This is a genomic window from Wolbachia endosymbiont (group B) of Melanargia galathea, assembly GCF_964030625.1.
Classification (GTDB): Bacteria; Pseudomonadota; Alphaproteobacteria; order Rickettsiales; family Anaplasmataceae; genus Wolbachia.
Genome location: NZ_OZ034910.1, coordinates 1,300,847 through 1,324,690, shown reverse-complemented (window position 1 = coordinate 1,324,690; position 23,844 = coordinate 1,300,847). Strand labels below are relative to the sequence as shown.

20 protein-coding genes, 1 tRNA gene and 1 rRNA gene are annotated in these 23,844 nt (G+C 34.3%); 7 read left to right on the top strand and 15 right to left on the bottom strand.

The window, feature by feature from the left end:
• Positions 1-44: 44 nt before the first annotated feature.
• Positions 45-2,809, bottom strand: a 23S ribosomal RNA gene (locus tag AAHF52_RS06040).
• A gap of 331 nt (positions 2,810-3,140) precedes the next feature.
• On the opposite strand from AAHF52_RS06040, the gene AAHF52_RS06035 reads away from it, so the two are divergent.
• The 3 genes from AAHF52_RS06035 to ruvX are packed head-to-tail and all read left to right on the top strand — an operon-like array spanning position 3,141 to position 6,569.
• Positions 3,141-4,211 carry a methyltransferase domain-containing protein gene (locus tag AAHF52_RS06035; protein ID WP_007302520.1) on the top strand — a complete coding sequence of 357 codons (1,071 nt, stop codon included), beginning with the start codon at positions 3,141-3,143 and terminating at the stop codon, positions 4,209-4,211.
• Positions 4,212-4,259: 48 nt separating this feature from the next.
• The gene (locus tag AAHF52_RS06030) at positions 4,260-6,044 is read left to right on the top strand and encodes a ribonucleoside-diphosphate reductase subunit alpha (protein ID WP_007302519.1); all 1,785 of its coding nucleotides are present in this window, start codon (positions 4,260-4,262) and stop codon (positions 6,042-6,044) included.
• 57 nt (positions 6,045-6,101) lie between these two features.
• Positions 6,102-6,569 (top strand): Holliday junction resolvase RuvX, encoded by a 468-nt coding sequence (ruvX, locus tag AAHF52_RS06025; RefSeq protein WP_143689150.1) that lies wholly within the window; start codon positions 6,102-6,104, stop codon positions 6,567-6,569.
• A 25-nt stretch (positions 6,570-6,594) separates the two neighbouring features.
• On the opposite strand, the gene ruvC is transcribed toward ruvX, so the two are convergent.
• From ruvC to AAHF52_RS05960, 13 genes are all read right to left on the bottom strand, one after another.
• Positions 6,595-7,083 carry a crossover junction endodeoxyribonuclease RuvC gene (gene ruvC, locus AAHF52_RS06020; protein WP_019236913.1) on the bottom strand — a complete coding sequence of 163 codons (489 nt, stop codon included), beginning with the start codon at positions 7,081-7,083 and terminating at the stop codon, positions 6,595-6,597.
• A complete protein-coding gene (locus AAHF52_RS06015) occupies positions 7,084-7,911 on the bottom strand; it encodes a cytochrome c oxidase subunit 3 (RefSeq protein ID WP_019236912.1) in 828 nt (275 codons plus the stop codon). It abuts the gene before it with no gap.
• 47 nt (positions 7,912-7,958) lie between these two features.
• Entirely contained in the window at positions 7,959-8,618 is a 660-nt protein-coding gene (locus AAHF52_RS06010; RefSeq protein ID WP_264376741.1) for a TenA family protein, read from the bottom strand.
• A gap of 39 nt (positions 8,619-8,657) precedes the next feature.
• The gene (locus AAHF52_RS06005; protein ID WP_265030544.1) at positions 8,658-9,323 is read right to left on the bottom strand and encodes a TenA family protein; all 666 of its coding nucleotides are present in this window, start codon (positions 9,321-9,323) and stop codon (positions 8,658-8,660) included.
• Between the two features lie 110 nt (positions 9,324-9,433).
• On the bottom strand, positions 9,434-10,600 hold the full coding sequence (gene metK / locus AAHF52_RS06000) for a methionine adenosyltransferase (RefSeq protein ID WP_264376739.1): 1,167 nt from the start codon (positions 10,598-10,600) through the stop codon (positions 9,434-9,436).
• 39 nt (positions 10,601-10,639) lie between these two features.
• Positions 10,640-10,716, bottom strand: a tRNA-Ile gene (locus tag AAHF52_RS05995).
• A gap of 8 nt (positions 10,717-10,724) precedes the next feature.
• Positions 10,725-10,994, bottom strand: coding sequence for a 50S ribosomal protein L27 (rpmA, locus tag AAHF52_RS05990; protein ID WP_006012184.1), 270 nt, complete (start codon positions 10,992-10,994; stop codon positions 10,725-10,727).
• Positions 10,995-11,004: 10 nt separating this feature from the next.
• Positions 11,005-11,307, bottom strand: coding sequence for a 50S ribosomal protein L21 (gene rplU, locus AAHF52_RS05985; RefSeq protein WP_007302510.1), 303 nt, complete (start codon positions 11,305-11,307; stop codon positions 11,005-11,007).
• A 218-nt stretch (positions 11,308-11,525) separates the two neighbouring features.
• On the bottom strand, positions 11,526-12,014 hold the full coding sequence (locus AAHF52_RS05980) for an outer membrane protein (RefSeq protein ID WP_264376738.1): 489 nt from the start codon (positions 12,012-12,014) through the stop codon (positions 11,526-11,528).
• A gap of 234 nt (positions 12,015-12,248) precedes the next feature.
• Complete coding sequence (locus AAHF52_RS05975) at positions 12,249-12,719, bottom strand: P44/Msp2 family outer membrane protein (protein ID WP_052264904.1); 471 nt, start codon at positions 12,717-12,719, stop codon at positions 12,249-12,251.
• Positions 12,720-12,801: 82 nt separating this feature from the next.
• Complete coding sequence (locus AAHF52_RS05970) at positions 12,802-14,037, bottom strand: NTP transferase domain-containing protein (protein WP_019236908.1); 1,236 nt, start codon at positions 14,035-14,037, stop codon at positions 12,802-12,804.
• Positions 14,038-15,081 carry a phenylalanine--tRNA ligase subunit alpha gene (gene pheS, locus AAHF52_RS05965; protein ID WP_007302505.1) on the bottom strand — a complete coding sequence of 348 codons (1,044 nt, stop codon included), beginning with the start codon at positions 15,079-15,081 and terminating at the stop codon, positions 14,038-14,040. It abuts the gene before it with no gap.
• A 218-nt stretch (positions 15,082-15,299) separates the two neighbouring features.
• Complete coding sequence (locus tag AAHF52_RS05960) at positions 15,300-16,256, bottom strand: IS5 family transposase (protein WP_213863789.1); 957 nt, start codon at positions 16,254-16,256, stop codon at positions 15,300-15,302.
• Between the two features lie 614 nt (positions 16,257-16,870).
• Here AAHF52_RS05960 and AAHF52_RS05955 point away from each other — a divergent pair.
• From AAHF52_RS05955 to AAHF52_RS05945, 3 genes are read left to right on the top strand one after another with little or no spacing between them, the layout of a single operon-like run.
• Positions 16,871-18,856 carry a hypothetical protein gene (locus tag AAHF52_RS05955; RefSeq protein WP_264376737.1) on the top strand — a complete coding sequence of 662 codons (1,986 nt, stop codon included), beginning with the start codon at positions 16,871-16,873 and terminating at the stop codon, positions 18,854-18,856.
• A gap of 40 nt (positions 18,857-18,896) precedes the next feature.
• Positions 18,897-19,493: a riboflavin synthase gene (locus tag AAHF52_RS05950; RefSeq protein ID WP_007302503.1), complete on the top strand. Its 597-nt coding sequence runs from the start codon at positions 18,897-18,899 to the stop codon at positions 19,491-19,493.
• Positions 19,494-19,550: 57 nt separating this feature from the next.
• Complete coding sequence (locus AAHF52_RS05945) at positions 19,551-20,138, top strand: CvpA family protein (RefSeq protein WP_007302502.1); 588 nt, start codon at positions 19,551-19,553, stop codon at positions 20,136-20,138.
• Between the two features lie 130 nt (positions 20,139-20,268).
• Here AAHF52_RS05945 and AAHF52_RS05940 read toward each other — a convergent pair whose 3' ends face one another.
• A complete protein-coding gene (locus tag AAHF52_RS05940; RefSeq protein WP_029237536.1) occupies positions 20,269-21,594 on the bottom strand; it encodes a phosphomannomutase/phosphoglucomutase in 1,326 nt (441 codons plus the stop codon).
• Between the two features lie 129 nt (positions 21,595-21,723).
• Here AAHF52_RS05940 and AAHF52_RS05935 point away from each other — a divergent pair, with 129 nt between their 5' ends.
• The gene (locus AAHF52_RS05935; RefSeq protein WP_096097186.1) at positions 21,724-23,754 is read left to right on the top strand and encodes a hypothetical protein; all 2,031 of its coding nucleotides are present in this window, start codon (positions 21,724-21,726) and stop codon (positions 23,752-23,754) included.
• Positions 23,755-23,844: the final 90 nt, after the last annotated feature.

Sequence of the window (23,844 nt, the reverse complement as noted above, 5' to 3'; positions counted from 1 at the left end):
AAATTTTAATTTAATATTTAACACTGCATATGCACATATAGAAAGCAAATAAATCAATCAGGCTATTAGTACCAGTTAGCTTCACATGTTACCATGCTTCTACACCTAGCCTATCAACGTGGTAGTCTCCCACGGCCTTAATTGGGAAATTTTTTTGAAGAGGGTTTCTTGCTTATATGCTTTCAGCAATTATCCCATCTATACATAGCTACCCAGCGATGCTATTGGCATAACAGCTGGTACACCAGAGGTATATACATCTCGGTCCTCTCGTACTAGAGTCAGATCTTCTCAAATTTCCTTCACCCACGGCAGATAGAAACCGAACTGTCTCACGACGTTCTAAACCCAACTCACGTAACACTTTAATCGGCGAACAGCCGAACCCTTGGGACCTTCTCCAGCCCCAGGATGTGATGAGTCGACATCGAGGTGCCAAACGGTGTCGTCGATATGAACTCTCGAACACCATCAGCCTGTTATCCCCGGCGTACCTTTTATCCGTTGAGCGATAACCCTTCCATACAGAATTACCGGATCACTATGACCGACTTTCGTCTCTGCTTGGCTTGTCAGCCTCGCAGTCAGGCAAGCTTATGCCATTGTACTATCAAGCTGATTTCCGACCAGCTCTAGCTTACCTTCGCACGCCTCCGTTACTTTTTAGGAGGCGACCGCCCCAGTCAAACTACCCACCATACAATGTCCTAGTTCCAGATAATGAAACATAGTTAGATATCAAAAGTGTAAAGGGTGGTATCTCAAGGTTAACTCCATTATAGCTAGCGCCATAACTTCAAAGTCTCCCACCTATCCTGCACATCACACTTTTAATAGCAATGTAAAGCTATAGTAAAGGTGCACGGGGTCTCTTCGTCTAACCGCGGGTACCCCGCATCTGCACGGGGAATTCAATTTCGCTGAAGTGATGTTGGAGACAGTGGAGAAATCGTTACGCCATTCGTGCGGGTCGGAACTTACCCGACAAGGAATTTCGCTACCTTAGGACCGTCAGTGTTACGGCCGCCGTTTACTGGGGCTTCAATTCAGAGCTTGCACCCCTCCTATTAACCTTCCAGCACCGGGCAGGCGTCAGACCCTATACTTCCACTTACGTGTTTGCAGAGTCCTGTGTTTTTAGTAAACAGTCGCTACTCCCTATTTTGTGCCACCTACTTATAGTTGCCTAAAAGCAGGTTACCCTTCTTCCGAAGTTACAGGTATAATTTGCCGAGTTCCTTCAACATCATTCTTTCAACACCTTAGTATACTCTACTCATCCACCAGTGTCGGTTTACGGTACGGCCTCATAAATATAAGTGCTATTTCCTGGAGCTTCTTTTAAGCATAGATCAATCCAATCAGACCTATACGAATACAAAACCCGTCACACTTAAGAGGTTTAGGAATATTAACCTAATTGCCATCGACTACTCCTTTACGGACTCGCCTTAGGAACCGACTAACCCTACGTAGATTAACTTAACGTAGGAACCCTTAGATTTTTGGTGAGAGTGTTTTTCACACTCTTTTACGCTACTTATGTCAGCATTCTCACTTCCGATATCTCCAGCAGTTTTTACAAACCACCTTCACAGACTTACGGAACGCTCCGCTACCGCACCTATTAATCGAAATCAATAAGCACCCACACCTTCGGTATACAGCTTTAGCCCCGGTACATTTTCGGCGCAGAAAAACTTATTTAGACAAGTGAGCTGTTACGCTTTCTTTAAAGGATGGCTGCTTCCAAGCCAACCTCCTAGCTGTAATGGTTTTTCTACTTCCTTTCCCACTTAGCTGTAATTTTGGGACCTTAGATAGTGATCTGGGCTGTTTCCCTTTCCACCACGGACTTAGCACCCATAGTGTGTCTGCTGTATAATTAATTATTGGTATTCGGAGTTTGGTTAGATTTGGTAAGATGATGAATCCCCCTAGTCTATCCAGTGCTCTACCCCCAACAACATAAATACAACGCTCTACCTAAATAGATTTCGCGGAGAACCAGCTATTTCCAAGTTTGATTGGCCTTTCACCCCTAATCACAACTCATCCAATAATGTTGCAACATTAACTGGTTCGATCCTTCAGTATGTTTTACCATACCTTCAATCTGGTCATGACTAGATCACTTGGTTTCGGGTCTAATCCATAAAACTAAACGCCCTATTCAGACTTGCTTTCGCTACGCTTACACCTATCGGCTTAAGCTTGCTTCATAGATTAACTCGCTGACCCATTATGCAAAAGGTACGCTGTCACTCTAAATATCAATAAATTGATATAGAGCTCCAACTGTTTGTAAGCACTTGATTTCAGATTCTATTTCACTCCCCTCCCGGGGTTCTTTTCACCTTTCCCTCACGGTACTTGTTCACTATCGGTCGTTAAGGAGTATTTAGGCTTGGAGGATGGTCCCCCCATATTCAAACAGGATTTCACGTGCCCCGCTCTACTCAAGGATTTAAAAACTTTCTATTTGTACAGGACTATCACCTTCTATGGTTACCATTTCCAGAGTATTCTAATTCTTATTTTTAAATCACTAGCCTTTTCCGCTTTCGCTCGTCACTACTAACAGAATCTCGGTTGATTTCTTTTCCTTTGGCTACTTAGATATTTCAGTTCACCAAGTTTGCTTTATATACTTAGTATATAATAACTAGCTAAGCTAGTTGGGTTTCCCCATTCGGAAATCTGCGGATCAAAATTTGTTGACAATTTCCCACAGCTTATCGCAGCCTGCCACGTCCTTCATCGCCTCTTAACGCCAAGGCATCCATCAAGTGCTCTTAATAATTTATTTATCTGACTATATGTAGAATATGCAGAGTTAAATATTAACTTACAATTGAATTGAGATTAAATAATCTCTACCATAAAACTTTTCAAACATCTAAAAACTAATCTTTTATATGTTACAATCTGATAAATCATATGTCAACGCCTTTTTACACAAAACATTTACCTATTATTATCAACAACAATATACCAGCAATCTTAAACATTATAATCTAAGAAATATTTGACAAATTGATATGTACAGAAAAATTAATGAAAAAGATATTTTGTAAGATAAAATGTGTTAAAATTAGTTACCTAAAAATGAAAATGAACATTTGGAGTATTTCTAATGTATGAAAAGTAATCTATCTTTTATAAAAAACTTTGCTTTAAATTGTATATCCAAGCTCACTGGCTTATTAAATAGTAAAAAAGTAAAAAATTTCATTATGGATAAATACAGTACTCTCCATAAAGAAATTGTAGTGTTTCTTGAAAAATCTAAAAACCTGTTAAATACCAACACTGAAATCGGGTTATATCACTTCTATAAAGGTAATATATCAGATGCAAAGTTAAGATTTTGGTTAATTAGCATATTCTACCCTAATTTACCTCTAGTCTGGTATAATATCGGAAGATGTCATTTTGCAGTAGGCAATACTAACAAAGCTTATAATTATTTAACAAAAACCCTAAAATTAGATAGTAGTCATAAAGAAGCTTCTTACTATATAAAGAAAATAACAAACACATCAGATATTGTGGAATTGCCTGAAAATCTCATAAAACAATATTTTGATTACACAGGTGAATATTTTGTTGAGCATTGGCTAATTGCCAAACAATACAGAGGGCATGAACTCGTACACATGATAATTACAAAAGTCTTTAACAACTCCACTTCTAAACTGAATATACTCGACCTTGGTTGCGGTACTGGAATATGTGGTCACTTCCTAAAAATAAGTAATATTAGAAGTCGCATAACAGGAGTTGACATCTCAAATAGAATGCTCAATATTGCAAGAGGATGCCTTATAAAAGGTAAACCTGTTTACGATGAGTTAATACATACAGAAATGAAAGAGTTTCTTAAACAAGAGAAGAACCAGCAGTATGATGTAATTATCTTTGCTGAAGTGCTACACTATCTACATGATTTTCTAGCAGAATTGGAACTAGCAAAAGGATTGACAAACAAAAAAGGGGTTATTGTATGTTTAGTAAGAAGAAAGGAAGGTAAAGGTATTGACTTTGTAAACAAAGGAGATTATTTTCGTCACTCAGAAGATTATATTCAGCATGTTGCAAAAGAAACAAATATGCAAATAAGTCAAATGAGTTACTGTAAAATATATGGCAGCCAAGTTGATGGTATCTTGTTTGCATTACAGTATCCACAAAAAAATTTAACAACTTAATCGAGAAATCGCTCAAATAAATGTCTATATTATCATAAAGGGAGTCTTATGAATTACATTGCTATTAACTACGCAAAGGATAGTAAATTAACTGATTTTGGAAAAGCAGTTCTATTGGACAGGTATTTAATAGAAAATGAAAGTTATCAAGATCTCTTTATACGTATTGCCAATTACTACTCTGATAATAAAGAGCATGCACAGCGTCTTTATGATTACATGAGCAATTTATGGTTCATGCCTTCAACTCCAATACTTAGTAATGGTGGTACCAAGAGAGGATTGCCTATTTCCTGCTTTCTTAACGAAACTGAAGATAGCTTGCAGGGAATAGTTGATTTATGGAATGAAAATGTTTGGCTCGCTGCACGTGGTGGTGGAATAGGTAGTTATTGGGGAAATTTACGTTCAATTGGTGAAAGTGTCAAAGGTAGCGGTAAAACATCAGGAATTGTGCCATTTATCGTAGTACAAAATGCTCTGACGCTTGCAATCAGCCAAGGATCCTTAAGAAGAGGAAGCTCAGCAGTTTATCTTCCTGTATGGCATCCAGAAATAGAAGAGTTTCTAGATTTACGTAAGCCAACTGGTGGTGACCCAAATCGCAAAGCATTAAATATACATCATGCTGTAATAGTAACAGATAAGTTTATGCAAGCTGTTGAAGATGATCAAGAATGGGATTTAATAAGCCCTCATAACAATAAAGTTATTTCAACAGTAAAAGCACGGGATATATGGATTAAAATATTAACAGCAAGAGTTGAAACTGGAGAACCTTACATTATTTTCCTTGATGCAACAAATAACAATAAGCCAGAATCTTACAAAAAACTCAACTTAGACATCAAAATGTCAAACCTATGCAGTGAAATAACTTTAACTACAGGTTACGATCACCTGAAAAAGTCACGCACTGCTGTATGTTGTTTATCATCCGTAAATCTTGAATACTACGAAGAATGGAAAGATAATGAGCTTTTCATAGAAGATATAATGCGTTTTCTTGATAATGTATTAGAGGATTTCATAAACCAAGCACCAAATGAAATACAGCGAGCAAAATATTCCGCAATAAGAGAGCGTAGTATCGGTCTTGGCGTGATGGGTTTTCATTCATTTTTACAAAGTAAAATGGTTCCTTTTGAATCAGTAACAGCCCAACAATGGAATAAAAAAGTATTTAAGCATTTGCGCGAGCAAGCAGATGTAGTTTCTAAAAAATTAGCAGAAGAAAAAGGGCCATGTCTTGATGCTAAAGAAATCGATCTAATGGAAAGGTTTACACATAAGCTCGCTATTGCTCCAACTGCCTCAATTTCGATTATCGCAGGCAACACTTCCCCTGGAATAGAGCCATATGCAGCAAACGTATTTATACAGAAGACACTTACAGGTTCATTTGTAGTACGAAATAAATTCTTGCAAAAACTACTAGCAGAAAAAAATCAAGACAATGATGAAATATGGTCCTCAATTTCAACAAATGAGGGTTCTGTTCAGCATTTAGATTTTCTTAGCAAGCATGAAAAACTGACATTTAAAACAGCATACGAACTTGATCAACAATGGATCATAGAACATGCAAGTGATAGAACTCCTTATATTTGTCAATCTCAATCAGTAAATCTGTTCTTACCTGCCAATGTGCATAAACGTTACTTACACAAAATACATATGCTTGCTTGGAAAAAAGGATTAAAAAGCTTGTATTATTGCAGATCACAATCAATGCAGAGAGCTGACAAGGTCTCACATGACATATTCAAAAAAAGTGAAATATTGCAACAAAAAACAGATATTAATTATGATGAATGTCTATCATGCCAGTAGACTGTACATAACTTACTGTCACAAAAATACAATTGTACAAAAGTTATGTTTTCATAGATGCTACATAGAAATCCAGATGAATTTCTAAAGTCTATTCCAAGAGATAAACGTATAATGTGCCTTGATATGGGAGAAAAACAAATAGGCATAGCATTTAGTGATAAAACACAGCTTATAGCTACAGCTCATAGTATATATTATAGAAGAAATATGAGCAAAGATTTAGGTTATCTAAATAGAGTGCTTAAAGAAAATGAAGCTGGATCAATGGTAATAGGACTACCATTCAAAATAGATGACCAAGAGACTGAATGGTGTAAAGCAATAATCCAGTTTGCAAATAAAATAATAAAAAAATGTAAAGTACACATATACCTACAAGACGAAAGTCTATCAACATCTCTTGCAACTCACGCACTAAAAATTACTGGAATATCAATCACAAAATCAAAAAAAATAGATGATAAAATTGCTGCATGTATTATTCTGCAACGAACGTTAGATAAGATAAATACCATCAAATAGTTTTTTCAACTGAATTCATGTAAAACTATTCAATAAAACAAGAACTTCTCGTATAAGCATGACAAATTGCTGTAGCAAGAGCATCAGCAGTATGATGACATTTTATATTTAAGTTTTTAACTATTTGCTTCACCATAAATATAATCTGATCCTTATCAGCATGACCATTTCCAGTAATGCTCTTTTTTATATAGTTTGCATCATATTCATTCATGGGTAAATCCGTCATTCGTAATATTAAAATTGCAATCGCTCTTGCATATCCTAAAGTTAGCGAAGATTTTGGGTTCTTATTAACAAAAATTTTCTCTACTGCAGCTTCATTTGGAGAGTATAGAGAAATTACTTTCTTTAATTCTTCAAAAATTATATGTAAACGCTCACCTGTACCCAACTTACTATCAGTTGATATGGCACCACCACCCAAAAATTCAATACTATTTTTTTCTTCCAGATTGATAATTGCCCAACCAGTTTTGCTTATTCCTGGATCTAGACCTATTATCTTAATCACTTAATAAATGCTGAGCCAATAAACAAACAAAAATAAAAATATCCAAACTACATCAACGAAGTGCCAATACCAAGAAGCAAACTCAAAACATAAATGATCTTGAGGTGTAATCTGATTTTTTCGAGCTCTAAATAAACATACTGACAAGAATATTATCCCTATTATAACATGTACACAATGAAAACCAGTAATCATGTAAAAGTTGGATGTATAGATAAGTTTCTCTCCCGCTTCTTGTAGAGAAAAACTTGCTTCATAATACTCAATTGCTTGCACTATTATAAAGAACATCCCAAGCAATATAGTTATAGACAGCATTTTAATCATGCTCTTTTGATCATTTTCAAGTAAAAAATGATGTGCTGAAGTAATCGTTGTACCAGAAAGTAATAATATTAGTGTATTCATAAATGGTAACGACCACGGATCCGGTGGTAAAATCCCTTCAGGGGGCCATTCAACTTTTTTTGTAGGAGAAAACGCTTCAAATAAAAAAACCGGATCAAGCCAGGCTTTAAAGAATGAACAAAAGAACGCTATAAAAAACACAACTTCCGAGAGGATAAATAAGTACATTGCAAGCTTGAGTCCATGTTTTACAATGGCAGTATGGCATTTATCATAAATTGCTTCTCTTATTACATCTCTCCACCAATAAAACAGCACTCCTGATACCGCAGAGATTCCCAAAACTAAACCAAATATTCCAGAAATTTGTTTATGGAGTGTACCAACTAATCCAAGTGCAAGAACAAGAATTGCTGCTGATATAGCAATTGGCCAGGGACTTGGGTCCACTAAATGAAAATCATGTTCTTTACTTTTCATATCACCTTCAAAAATACATATCAAGCATACAAATTAGCTTAAAATTGTCAATATTTCTTAAAATCTTGATCAAATTTTGAAAAATTATATGCGCTATTCCAAAAGTCTAACTCAAATTGTGCAGTTATTTTAAATAATTCAAGCATTCTGGTTCTTTCACTTTCTCCTACTTTGTTACAATATTCGTCAACAATATCTTCCAAAGCAACACATCCAGATTCCATCAAACTACCGCCAAAAAAATCAAGCCAATCCTTATACCTATTATTTTTTTTAATTTTATTTCTCATATTATCAACAACAATTTTATATATGAAATGGCAAGAGTAAAGAACTGTTACAGCTTCATAAACATCGCTATATGAAGTAGACAAAAGAAAGTTAGTAAAATTGAAACACTCAAGCGACTTTTCTCCACGATTTATGGAATACACAGCAAAGTAGTGGTTGTATAACACTTTCATAATCTCTATTACCCCTTTAGCCACCTCAATAAATGGAACAATGTTGTTACAACTCTCCATTTTTGATGCAATCATTAAAACAGTACGAATATAATCAGCTAAAAAGAATGCATCTTGTTGTATATAAAATTTGAAGTTTTCTATGTTTAAAGTATTATTTGCTAATTCAACATTAAAAGGATGCTCAATAATATCCTTTAAAAGATTTGACCCATAATAGCTCTTAATTATACCACTGAACATCACATAAACTAGAATATAATTTAGTGTTAATACTACAGACTATGCTAGAGAATACATCTCATCCCAAAACAATATTTCTAGCTCTAAACCTCTCTTAAAAAACTCATGCATCCTTCTTTTTTCACAATCGCCAGCTTTCTCATAAAATTTATTCGTAACATTAGTAAACTCATCAATTGCAGCATTCATTGCTTTGCTATTGTAAATATTGACCCATCCTTCGTACTTGCTATTTTTAACCTCATCGGGTGTTAGCTCACTCATCATATTATGTAGAATGATTTGGTATATGTTAAAGCAAGGGTAAGATGCTGATAAAGCTTCAGCAACAGAACTGTGATATGCAGCGCGCATGAAAAAGTCAGTAAAGGCAGAACAGGATCTTGATTTTTTGTGATTATCAGATAAATCACAATCTCCAAAATGTTCTTTATATTGCCTCCGAACATCAAATGTTCCTCTTGCCACATTTATTAAGCTGCTCATTATTTCAATGTCATGAACTTTAGCTGCAATAATCAATAAAGCACGAGTACAGTCCACTAAATATAAAAAATCCTGCTGAAGATAAAATTTGAACTTTTCATAATCTAGCGTATTATTCATCAACTCAACATTGAAAGGATGTCCTTTTATTTTTTCAATAAGACCAGATGATTCTTTTATAGCAATATCATAAAATTCTTCTTTTGGTTTGTCGGACATCTTGTAAGCCTCATAAATATTAAAACTGGTATAATTACTAAAAAGTTACTTACAATTTAATAATAAGTTATTATATCAGTATCAAGCTAGAAATAAAAGAGTTTAATAGTTTAAAGAAATTCTCTCTTTTTTTCTTCTATATTAAATTCTTTACAAAAATCAGTAGATAAGTCCACACCTTCCCAAGAAAATCCACCATCACTTTCTAACTTTTTACCAAAATGCCCATAGCAGGCTGTACGTTTATATATAGGACGATTAAGTGATAAATGTCTTATTATGCCTTTAGTTGATAAATCTATGTTACCTTCAATAAACCCTTTAATCCTCTCTTCATCTATTGTATTCGTGCCAAATGTATCAATGTAAAATGAAGTAGGTTTTGAGACACCAATTGCATAAGAAAGCTGCACAAGACAACGTTCAGCTAAACCTGCAAAGACAATATTTTTAGCAAGGTATCTCGCCATATAAGCTGCGGATCTATCAACTTTTGTTGCATCTTTTCCAGAAAACGCTCCTCCACCGTGTGGAATATAGCCTCCATAAGTATCAACCATAACTTTTCGTCCGGTTAATCCACAATCACCAACTGGTCCACCAATAACAAATCTACCTGTTGGATTGACTAAGAGATTTTCTTTAGGGCACATCCACCCTTCAGGTAAAGATGAAGCTATGTAAGGATAAATTATTTCCTTCACTTTCGATTGACTCAGATCCTCAAGATGCTGTATTGAAACAACAATACTTTCAGCACGCACTGGAAGGTTATTCTCATACGCCAAAGTGATTTGCGATTTTGCATCCGGACCAAGCTTTACCTCTTTGACCATACTCATGATATTTCTCAGAATCGAGTGTGCATAAAAAATGGGTGCTGGCATGAGGCTTTCTGTCTCTATTGTTGCATAGCCATACATTATGCCCTGATCCCCAGCACCTTGATCCACACCTATTGCAATGTCATTTGATTGTTCATGTAGTAATATATTTACTTTCACTGTTTCCCAGTGGAAACCATCATGCTCATAACCAATATCTTTTATTGTATTCCGTACAATACTTTCAATCTTGCTATTTTCAATGTTCGGCCCAAATACTTCCCCAGCTATAATAACATTATCTTTAGTAACTAAAGTCTCTATTGCAGTACGAGAGGAAGAGTCATTAAAAAGGTATTCGTCAAGTATTGCATCTGAAATTTGGTCTGCTACTTTGTCTGGATGACCGGCTGCTACTGATTCACTGGTTACTGAATTCTTATGTAAAACCATCGCTTAGTTACACGATATCAAAACTATTGCAAATTTAAATGGTGGGTCTGGGAAGAGTTGAACCTCCGACCTCACGCTTATCAGGCGTGCGCTCTAACCACCTGAGCTACAGACCCGTATCTATTCAAGCCAAGGCTTGCATATCATCTGTAGGCACAACATCAATAAACGTCTTTTTATTTGCTGATTTTCTAAAACTCACCCAGCCTTTCGTTTTAGCAAAAATCGTATGATCTTTACCCATACCAACATTCTTTCCAGGATGAAATTTTGTACCTCTTTGACGTACAATTATGTTACCTGGAATAACCTCACCATTCTTCTTTATCCCGAGTCGACGCCCTGCCGAATCTCTACCATTACAGGAACTACCACCTGATTTTTTAGTTGCCATATCTTACCTCTTACTTTTGAAGACTAATTTCATTGATACGAAGAACAGTAATATACTGCCTATGACCATTTTTCCTACGGTAATTTTTTCTTCTCTTTTTCTTAAAGATTATAATTTTTTTATCTCTACACTGCTCCAGTACTTCAGCTTTAACAACAGCATTAGATGAACAAGATAAGCCATTGTTTGAAACACAAATCACTTTATTGATTTCCACTTCCTCTTTTTCTTCAGCTTGTAATCTTTCTACTTTAATTATGCTGCCTTTTTTTACTAAATACTGCTTTCCACCAGTTTCGATTACTGCAAACATGACAAATATCAATTATTGTTATTAACACTAATCGTAAATGATGTTACACATACTGTCAATATAAATAAAAACATGAAATACTTCTACCTTTATCTGCTTTTCCTCGTGGAGAGTAGTCAAGTTTTAAAACTTGACTACTCTCAAATTCTCTTAGTCTCATGAAAACTTTACGACGTTAACAAAAACTCAAGCTTTCACTAAAAACATTCAATCGGAGCTTATAAATTAAAACTCATTCCAAGTTCAAACCCATGAGAAAAATTACTGAACTTGTGAAGTTTATAGCCAGCGAAAACATTCGTTCTCTCAGAAAGTGGAAGATTAATACCAGCACCTATCTGGTAGGAAAAAAACTTTTTTACGTCTGGCTGTTGACCTTGCTGTGCTGGTTGAGATACTTTAGCTCCACCTCCTACACCAAAAGTAACATAAGGGGTAATATCCGTACTTTCAAATTGATGATGATAATGAAGCTTTGCCATAAGTCCCACCTCTAGTCCAGTAAGGTTATACTGACTATTGAGAGTAGGTTTAACTACAGAACCAACCGAAATTTTAACACTATCTGTATAATGATAGCCAAGATCATAATTAACACCAAGATTGCCATATGACGACGAAGTATAGATTCTATCTCTAATCCAATCAACTCCAAAAGACGGTGCTGACAGAGAACAGCAGACTACTAAAGTAAGTAATTTTTTCATTTTTACCCTCTAACCATGAATATACGCATATATACTCACAGAAAAGTTAAAAATTATATAACTTATATAATAAAATCGGAATCACTTTCTTAGCTACTTGCCTTTCTCTCGCAATTGCCAAACTTCTCTTTGTCACATTTTGTTACCTACTGCAATCATCATTTTAGCCTATATCACTTGCTTTTTTTCAACAAAAATTCAAACCAGACTTCACTAAAAACATTCAATCGGAGCTTACAAATTAAAACTCATTCCAAATTCAACCCCATGCGAAAGTTCATGAAACTTCTGCAGCTTGTAGCCAGCAAAAACACTTGTTCTCTCAGAAAGTGGAAGATTAATACCAGAACCTATTTGATAAGAAAAAAATTCTTCTACGTCTGGCCCTTGATTTTCTGAAAGAGGAATTTTAGCAACTCCTCCTATACCAAAAGTAACATAAGGAGTAATATCTGTATTTTCAAATTTATAATGATAATGAAGCTTTGTCATAAGTCCCGCGTCTAAAATCCCTTCACTCATAACAAGTTTAACTGCAGGACCAAATGAAATTTTAATGCTATCTGTACAATGATAGCCAAGATCATAATTAACACCAAGCATGCCATATGACGAAGAGGTGTAGGTTCTATCTTTAACCCAATCAACTCCAAAAGACGGTGCTGACAAAGAACAGCAAGCCAACAAAGTAAGTAACTTTTTCATTTTTATCCTCCAAAGATTAATATATGCATATACAAGCATATAAATATTAAAAATAGTATAAATTGCAAGTAAAAAATTGGAATTATTTTATTTTTTTTGTTATTTGTCTTTCTCTTGCAATTGCCAGACTTCCCTTTGGCACATCTTTGACTACAACGCTACCTGCTGCAACTAGAGAGTCATCATGAACATTAAGCGGTGCAATTAATGAACTATTGGCACCAATAAAACAATTGCTTCCAATATTTGTTCTATGTTTCTTTTTCCCATCATAATTACAAATAACGGTACCTGCACCTATGTTACTCCCCTGCCCTACCTGAGTATTTCCTATATAACTTAAATGCTTTATCTTAGTATTTATACCTATATCACTTGCTTTTGTTTCAACAAAATTACCTATGATTGCACCATCACCTATTGTTGTATTTTCACATTTGGCAAATGGACCAACCCTAACACCAGATCCTATTTTTACTCCAGGACCAAAAAAAACGTATGGGTAAACAATCGAATCCATACCAATTTGCGTATCAAGAGAGAAGAAAACAGTTTCTGGAGCAACAAGCGTTACTCCAGAGTTAGTGAAAAACTTTCTTTTTTCTTCTTGAAAGTAAAACTCGGCCGTTGCAAGGTCATTCCTATTATTTATGCCAGTTGCCTCCTCCTCATCAGCAATAACATAGCCGACATTTAAATTACTCTTTACTGCAATGGCAACGATATCGGTCAAGTAATATTCATGAGCTTGGTTATTACACTCTATTTTCTCCACCAATTCACGTAGATTCTTTTCACGTGCAACCATTATTCCGGCATTAGCAAGAAATTCCTCATCATTATTTCTACCATTTTGTGCTTCTACGATTTCTCTTAGGGAACCGTTCTCAATAATTAGTCTACCGTATCCTTTATTATTAGTTTTAAACCCAAGACAAACTAAAGCATTGCTCTCTCCTAAGCAGCTTATCATTTTAGTTATTGTGCTGCTTTTTATTAGTGGAGTATCCCCATACTGCACAACAACTATATCTGACAATTCTTTCAGGTTCCTCATTGCAATTTTGACTGCATCTCCCGTGCCGAGCGTTGACTCTTGTGTAATTAGTTTTATACCCTCAAAGCATTTCAGCCTTTGAGTTAAAGGCAAATCGACTACAATAACTATTTTTTCAGGATTCAGCTGCTTTGCATTGTAAATGACATGCTCAAGCATGGAGAAATTACCTATTTTGTGCAGAACCTTAGGCAAGCTTGAATTCATTCGTTCACTATGCCCAGCAGCAAGTACAACAAATGTATAAGATTTATTTGTCACTTATCTTAAAGACGAAAAATGAAAACCATAATGGTTGAGCCAACTAACTCTATTGTCGTAAAAGCTCCTTAGATCACTAATTTGATATTTCAGCATTGCTAGCCTTTCTATACCAATCCCAAATGCAAAGCCACTGTATTTAGTATGGTCTATTCCAACATTTTTAAAGACATTTGGATGCACCATACCACATCCAAGTACTTCAATCCATTTACTATCTTTATAGCTTATGTCCACTTCCGCAGAAGGTTCAGTAAAAGGGAAAAAACTATTACGAAAGCGTATTCTTAGACCCTTATCTCCGAAAAATTTACTAAGGAAGCAATGAATAGTAAATTTTAATTGGCCCATATTGACATTTTCATTAACATAAAGTCCTTCTATCTGATGAAACATAGGAGTGTGAGTTGCATCAAAGTCATTTCTGTATACCCTGCCTGCAGCCACTATTTTAATTGGAAAAGTTTTTGTCTTTTCCATGGTTCTAATCTGCACAGATGAGGTATGAGTGCGCAGCACCATTCTTTTATCATTTATTTTATTCCTTAAATAGAAGGTATCTTGCTCCTCTCGTGCAGGGTGGTGACTTGGAGTATTTAATGCATCAAATACGTGAAATTCATCTTCAATATCAGGACCATCAACTGCTTTAAAGCCCATATGCGCAAAAATGAGCTTCACTTCACTTATAACTTTACTGAGTGGATGAATCTTGCCAATTCTTTCTGGTCTGACAGGCAGTGTGATATCAACTGCTTCATTTTGCAGTTTTAACTTAACTTCTTTATCTTTCAGTTCATTTTCTTTGCTTGTTATAAGCTGGTCTATCTTATTGCGTAAAACATTAATCACTGCACCTAGGTCGCGTTTCTCTCCTGCATCATCTATATTCTTTAAGTCATCGAAATAAGCTTTTACTACACCCTTTCTCCCCAAGTATGACAACCTAACTTTTTCTAAATCCTTCAAAGAAGCAGCATTTTCAATCTCAGAAACTGCCTTATCTTCAAGTAAAGGTATTTCACTTATTAGCTCTTTATTCACCTTAAAAACGCTAGCTTAAACTTTCATTATAGTGCAATCTTTAATATCATCAATAAAACTATTTGGATAAAAAGTTGTCATCAGAGTAGCTGATCTCTATGATGGTATCATTAAAATTGCCCCTATCCGAGTGTTTCCTTCTTCTGTCATTCCAGTGCTCCGACACTGGAATGGCTTTGTTGCACAGCTCTTCGGATAGTGGGTAATGTATAATAAATTCATGAAGCTATATCAAACTTAGCCATGCCTATTTCAGTAAATTTGTTAAGCAAATAACACTTGAGTAGCAGTTCCTTCTCACGATTAATCTCAGATTTATTCCTAAAACTAAATCCAAATATTTGCTTCAGTCGCGAGAAAAAACTTTCTATATAAGATCTCTTCCAATAATTTATCTCTTTTTTCCACCTCTTCATACCATCTTCATCATATGACTTTATGAGCTTGATTGTAGAATTTCTCTCATTCATATAATCCAACTTTGGATGCTCTACTGCATTATTTTGCGGAGGAATCCTTGTCTTTATGTCAAGCTCATCGCACAGTTTGTATAACTTCTTTCGATTATATGCCCTATCTGCATATATCGTGCTTATGTTATACTTGGTATCCACTCTTTCAATAAGATCACAGGCTCCATAGTGGTCGGAATAAACTCCACTACTGTATTTTGCAGCTATAACTTTTTTACTACCTATCTCTAGCATTACATGTAGCTTTCTTGTTTGCTCATAGCGGCGATACTTTCTATCTGTACCATTTGCCTTACTATGGCCTGGAATATTATTGTAGATGCTGATACCTGTACTATCTATAGCAATTTCAATATCTTCCATATCGTTCTTATCAACTCTGCAGTCGTTGATTTTGATATTAAGCTTTTTAAACCTTCTTGAAGCCTGCGAATAGCTGATAATTTGCAAAATTTTCCCTATTTGCTCAAGATATTTCTCTATAAATCCCACTGTTTGCCTAAGACCAATCCTGAATAGATAGGTTATTATGTGAATTAGAATCACTACTTTGTCGCTGTAGACATTGTTGCCACCTGCTACTTTTGGACTATTTTCGTACCAATTTTCAATGGCATCGTTGATATAATGAAAAACATTTCCCCTTTCTTGAAGAAATTTGTTATATTCATTGCAGTTACTGACTTTCATTCTTATTGGCATATTTTTCCTTTGTCGGCTAAATATCTATTTTATAACAAATTCCATCAGTAACTGCCTGTTCTTTCCTTGAGTGGTGCAACAAAGCCCACTGGAATCCAGCCTTTACTTAACAATAAAAACTTAGCATAACTTTCGTGCTCAAAAAATTCCTGAATTCCAGCATCAAGTGCTATCTCTATAGGACTCCTAACTAATCCAGAATATTAAAAAATTCACCAAGCAAAAAAAAAGGCAAAAGAATCCCCCAGTAGTGAGTTTTGACCCTATAATAATGTAAATCGGCATTGTAATAATGTGCTAACGCTTATTTAAAGCGCGTTTTGGCTGAATGTAGAAAAAATAAAAAAGACATGCAGCCGCTATAATTTTATGTAATCTGCCAATATATACCTGAGTTTTTTACTGAATTTTGTTGTTAAATCTGCAGAGATTAAAAACAAGGATAAACACTCTTATTGTTATGATAAGAAGATTGATGAGATTTGTAAAGTAACTTTTTCTGCTCTTATTGAATCCAACACGCCGCTGTTATGCAAGGGTGCTATAATTATTAATTTATTGGCTAATTATATTTTTTTGTTAATATTATATTAATAAATTAAAAAATTAGAAACATGCACAGTAATGATACCACAACTCCGTGGGAGCAAAGAAAAAATTCATTTAAGTCTTTTATGGATAAGGCTAAAAAAACCATACATATAGCAGCTTCCGAAATTCAAAATAAGGTAACACATAAAATAGAAGATTTCTCTAAGTCCTTTAAAAAAGATTGTAAAAACATAAAGGAAGATGTTACTAACCTTAATACCACACTGCAGAAACAAGCAAAGAATTTATTTAAAAATAAAGCTCAAGACACAGAAAAAAATCTCACCAAAGTTGGAGCTGAGAAAAAATATGAGGTAGAAGATTTACCTAAATTTTTCAAAGATAAATCTAAAGAGATAGGCAAAGTATTTTCCGATGAAGTAGTAGAAATCAGCACTATTCGCTCAAGAAGTGTTACAAGTGACACACAAGAGTTTTCATTTAAGATCAAACTGCTGACAGAGGTAAACCCTAATACAATATTACCTCAAATAAAACATTTGATTGACTTTTTTGAAACCAGCCTTTCTCAGGAGAAAAACTTCACAGCCAATATAAAAGCAGCAAAAGAAAGCGAAGAACTATACAACAACTACCATAAAGCTAATAAAACTGTAGAAGAATTCATAAATAATGCTCCAATTCAAATCCTCATGCAGGGCATAACGATAACGCTACAAACAAACGTTAAAAACATCAACCTCAATAGCTTGCAAAAAATCGAGATATTCTTGAATAAGCAGCTAAAACATGTAGAAAAAGCCAAAAGTGAGGAGCAAAGTCAAGATACATTACAAATAGAAGAAACTGAAAATAAAAACGAAAATGTGATTGAAAAAAGAAACACGCAAGATAAACAAATTGTGCAAGGTCCGTTTGGCTACAATATAGCAAGTAACAGAAAGCAAATTACACGTGCACCAGTAATTGTTGCTGCAATGCATGAAAATATTTCCTGGTTTAGGTCTCTTTTTCAGCCATTCAATTTTTTTAATACGGCACAATTCTTTTTCCCACAACTGCCCAAATTTTCTATACAGAGTAACAATATGCCACCTGGTGTTATTCCAGCACTTGACCAAGAAGAGAAAGAACCAGTGTCAGCCACTCGGATAACAGAGGGTAGTATAGGAAATTTAGTCCCTCAAGAAACAGAGCGGGATATAGGTCAAACCAGGTCGCACACAGATTATTTTAAAACTAACAGAAAAAAGAAGTCAAAAAAGCAAGCTCAAGAACTATCAGAAGAAGAAAAACAATCTATCGTAAAACAAGCTCAAAATGATGCTAGAGTAGCTATGATAGATAACCAGATTGAGCGTAGAGAAAAAAAACTCGATGAAATATTTATTGAAGTGATGAATGGATATAAAAATCAAGACCCAGAGACATTTCACAATATTTTCAACTTAATATTTAATATTGTTTACTTTCAAGATAAACAATTACATGAAGTATTAGAATCAGATGAGATATCAGAAGTGCTAGAGGTACTCAAAAGGCCACAACCTCCTAATAACTCACTTCTAGGTAAAGAATACTTACAAAAGCAAGTATATAGAAAAACAGTGCAATTGCTCAAATTAGTTTCGGGCATTCCTATACAATCTTCTCCACAGCCTCGAAATATTTCTCATGAAATTTTGCCAAGCAAAGCTGTAGAACATTTACCAAAAACAAATGAAGCTAAAACTCGATTGCCTACTAATATTGGGCTCAAATCACCATTAAAAACTGTATTTTCCTCGAAAGAGACTTATCTTTGTCTATTTTTAGTAGCAGCTTCTATATCAGCACTCTGGCTATGGCACTTGCCGCTGGGAAAAGTGTCAATTTTAAAGGAATTGGTGCCAACAGAAAAAAGGAAAAGTATCGGTCTAACATTAAACATAGGGTTACCGATATTAATTACACTGTGCGTTTTGAACCTGGCTTACTTTCTATATTCTGAATATTCTGTAGAATCTATTGAGCAGATAAGTGAAAAAGATCTTCCTTTGCACATCTAACAAATAAGATCTTTTGTGATATAATTATTTATTTTATTGCATGTTTAAAGGAATTATCCAAGATATTGGCACTATAACTGATATCACTATCCACCCTAACTCTGATCAAATCTTCCATATTGAGACACAAAATTTATCCTCTATAAACAAAGGAGATTCAATATCCTGCTCCGGAGTGTGTTTAACTGTTGTCGACATAATGAGCAATGTATTCACAGTTCAAGTATCTCAAGAAACTATGAAGGTTTCTAACTTAAATATGTGGAAAATAGGAAAAAAAATAAACCTAGAACAAGCAATGAAACTGAGTGACAGAATTGACGGCCACTTGGTTCAGGGTCATGTGGATGACACAACAGAAATTTTAACAATCAATCAAAATTTAGAATCTCATGAAATCAGACTATCATGCCCACAAGAATTAATTAAATTTATTACAAAAAAAGGTTCTGTAACGCTAGATGGAGTTTCCCTTACAGTAAATTCAGTTGTCGATCAAGAATTCACTGTGAATATAATTCCCTATACATGGAAAAACACAACTTTTCAGCATAATAAAACAGGTAATTACCTAAATTTAGAAGTTGATATGATTGCCCGGTACTTAGACCAGCTGATAAAATATCAATACAATTAATTTTACAACTTTGTTATTTACAACTATTATATCTTGAAAATCATATAGATACAAAATATGTTTTTCGATAGCCTAATTATCTTTATTATTGTCTTGTGTGTAATAATATCGATAACTAGAGGTTTTATAAAAGAGCTATGTGCATTAATGTTCTTGCTCTTATCAGTCTTTTTGACAGCTAGTTACTATGATTTTTTTATTATAAATTATAGTAAGTATTTTAACTCTAAAGTTACACAAAACATACTTTCTACAATCTCTGTATTTATTATACTTAATCTTACATTCATGACAATGAATAACTGGCTAATGTACATATTATCACCTATAAGGTTGGGATTAATGGATAGAGTTACTGGAATCTTTGTCGGAGCACTCAGAGGAATATTGCTTTCTTATGTACTATTTTTTGCTGTGCACTTATATTGCCACACAGTATATGATAAAAAAGAGGGAGAGTCTAAAATAGACGCAGAAGACATATTGCCCAATTGGATAATAAATTCACACTCTTATCAGGCTTTATTTGTGACAACAGAAGAAGTAATTAACATGTATGTACCAGAGTCATTGATACTAAAAATAAAAGAGATTGGTGAGGAAATGGTTGATCAAGAAAAACCTCAAAACAATAAAGAAAAGTGAGTGTTGATTTTCTATAGCTAAACTAGCCTAGACAGCTATTATCCACAGCAGTGCGCCATAGGTTACCAATTCCTATTACTAATCAAACAAAACTGCAAACATTGACGAATAAGTAAATCATCAAAAAAATTTAAATGTATAATTTTAGTTCATCAATGTAATAAAACAAAACTTTTTTAGTGAGTTCAAAATCTTCTAAGGTATTTCCTTCACATCTTGCTGTTATGCAGTTTTGCGTATTTGATACTCTAAGAAGCCACCAACCTTTATCATCAGTTACCTTAATTCCATCAAGCTCTGAAAATACAATGTTTTGCTGCTTTAGTGTCTCCTTGATTGATTCAATTATTTGAAATTTTTTCTCATCCTTCACCACAATTTTCACTTCATGAGTGATATATAACTTTGGTAAATCTTCAATCGCCTCAGATAGGCTTTGGTTTTTCTTAAGTAAAATGTCAATGGCTTTAATAGCAGAATATAGTCCATCATCAAAACCCAGCTCAGAAAAGAAAAAATGCCCACTCAGTTCACCGGCAAACTTGGCCCCTTCTTCTACCATCTTTTTCTTAACTAGTGAGTGTCCAGTGGCACAGGTAATTATTTGTCCTCCTAATTTGCTAACGAAATCATGCACTTTCATACTCATTTTTACGTTGGCAATAACTTTGCTTTTTGGGTATTCCGCCAATACTTCACGTGAAAAAATCATAAACAAGTGATCATTGGAAACAACATTACCTTTATTATCAATCAAGCGTACCCTATCACCATCACCATCAAGTGCAATACCAAGATCACATTTATCTTTCTTGACAATACTGATTAACTGAGCAAGATTTTTTTCTTCTATGGGATCTGGGTCATGCAGTGGAAACGTCCCATCTATAGAGTTATTGGTTATGATGTGTATATGACTTGGTAAAACTTTTTCAATATACCTTACAATTGTTGGACTATTGCCAAAATCCCAAGCTATTTTTAGTTTTTGTGTAGCGTTATTCTTGAGCGCATTTTTTAATATGTTAACGTACTCACTATATATATTCGTGTTAATTAAGCTTCCAATTTTCGTGCTGTTTTTAATTGTATTGCCTATAATTTCCTTCATTTCTTGATCTGAGTAAACTTTTTTACTACTGAAAAATTTAAAGCCGTTATATTCTCTGGGATTATGAGAAGCAGTGATCATAATCCCAAGATCTGCCTGCATTGTTGCAGCGTAGAGCATAGGTGAAGAACAGAGCCCAACGCGTATAACATTCGCACCGGATAAAATCAAGCCTCTGATTAATTCTTTTTCTATGCTTGGTGAATCTATCCTGCTGTCATAGCCTACACAAACGTTAGCTGCAGTTTGACCGAATTTTCTACCTATTTCATACCCATCACTGATTTGCAGGTCTCTGCCTACCACACCTCTAATATCGTATTTTCTTATAATAGTATTGTCCATACTGCACTTCTTGGAGTGGTTAATATATAACATTCCCGCCAAATACTCAAGTTTATTTAACTATAAGATTAGTTGATTTTTTAAGAAAATATGCTAATATTATAATATAGTTCTCTAAAAATAGAAATTATGCTAAAAGAAAACTTATTTATAGCTGAAAATCAAGGTTTAGATGTAGATGAGCAAAAGAAAAATGATATTTTAAGTTTCATTAAATCTTGCAAAAATTTTCAGGATTTTATCAGAAAACTAGAAGAAGAAAATTTAATCTGGTACTTTATTGGTCCTTTACACAAAGATGAGAACATTAAAGAACAGGTAAGTTCAAAGTGGAAAGAGGAGTTTCAAAAGTTTGAGCAATCAATAAATGCAACACATAAAAAATTCGCAGAATCTCTACCAAGTGAAAATTTCTTAGTATATACAACACAAGATAATGAATTTAAAATTAGATTTGAAAATAAAGAAAAACCAATAGAGATTAGCACCCTTTTAAGAGCCAGTGACGAAGGCAAGGTTTATAACCTATCTTTAGGGAAAGATAGTCAAATAACTGCAACCAAAAAAGGCAGCGAAAGGCACTATGATTTTACTGGTTCAAGCTCATGTGAGATGACCATTAACTGGCAAGCTAAGGATTCTAAAGGCAATAGCATAGATTGTAGCATGACTGTAGAAGTAAATTCTAAGGGCATAAAAAGAGTGATTGATGAACCAAAATTTGGAGAAATAACTGACCCAGAAGAGGTATTAAAATTAGTTGAGCAGAATAAAGAAGTTTTTATCAATGGCAAAACTCTATATCAAACTTTCACTGACATGGTCAAAAGTGTGAACGAGCAGCAAACACCAGCAGATGAAACATTTACAAAAGATTCACCACAGTCAGCTACACCAAGTAGCAGTGGATATTCTTCTCTTAATACACCTTCTTCACGCAGAAGTTCTTTGTCTATTAGTAGTGAGGTTAGTGATGGAGATGAAGTATTTGAAAGTGATACGTTTAATGATGAAGAAGAGCATAAACAAGGAGGGAAAGGATTAGAAGATAGAGTAGCGGAATTAGAGAAAGAAAATACATATCTCAAGAAGGAAAATGCAGAGTTAAAAAGCCATAATACAAAGATAATACAAGAAGTTGATGAGGAACTAAGTAAATTAACTGAGGAAAAGCAAGATTTGGCAAAAGAAGTCACAAGACTTAAAGATGAATTGAAAAGAAAGGAAAAAGAGTTAGCTAAAAAAGATCAAGACATTAAGCAATTAGAACGAAAAGTAACCGTACTAGAACAAAGTCAAAAAGATAAAAATGTTAAAATAACACATTTAATGAGTCAATTGAACGATAAAGAAAGTGAGATTCAGTCAACAAATAGAATAAATGAGGAACTACAGGAAAAATTTAAGCAAAGTGAAGCTAAGTTAAGTACACTAGAAAAAAAGAATACAAATTTTGAAAATGATCTCAAGAAAATATTGGTAGAAGGTTCACAAGATAATCACGAAAAGCAGTTGGTAGAAGAATTGACGGAAGAAAAAGGGAAAAACAATACATTGGCTAAAAAGATGAAACAATTGTCTCAAGAATTCAATGAACTACAAAGAAAAAATGAAGATTTAGAGAGGAAAATTCGACAACTTGAACCCGGAAGATCACTTGCGGATGAGTTCAGTGAAGTAAATGCGAAAGTAGCTACTTCAACTGAAGCTGAATATGAAAGTAGAGGAATCGAGGCAAGTAATCACGAAACTACAGTTCCTAAAACACAAGACCAAGGTACACAAGCTGCGGATAAATCTTCAAGCAAAAGAATTAGTAAATTAGGAAAGGAAAATAAAAGTTTGGCTAGGGACAAACTAATGATATCTGAACAATTAAAGCAAAAAACAAAAGAGATTGGTGAGTTAAAGAAAAATTCAAAGCAATTACAAGAAGAAAATACACAACTAAGACAAAAAGCTACTAAAGATAAAGAAGTTAATGCATCATCTTCAACAGATCAAAAAAAGACTAATACAGTGGAAGTTCAAACTGATGTGCAAATGAATGATTTTCGCGATTTATATGATAAAGAAGGCAAATATGTCAGAACAGAACTATCAGATCCAAACACAGTTCCTGCTAAGACTACGGAAAAATCTACTCCTTCAAAAGGATGAGTTTTGCTTCAACTATAGCTAATCCAAACGAGATATTATATTGCAATAATCACTAATTTTCTGTGCTTTCAAAAAAACACATCAAGCAAA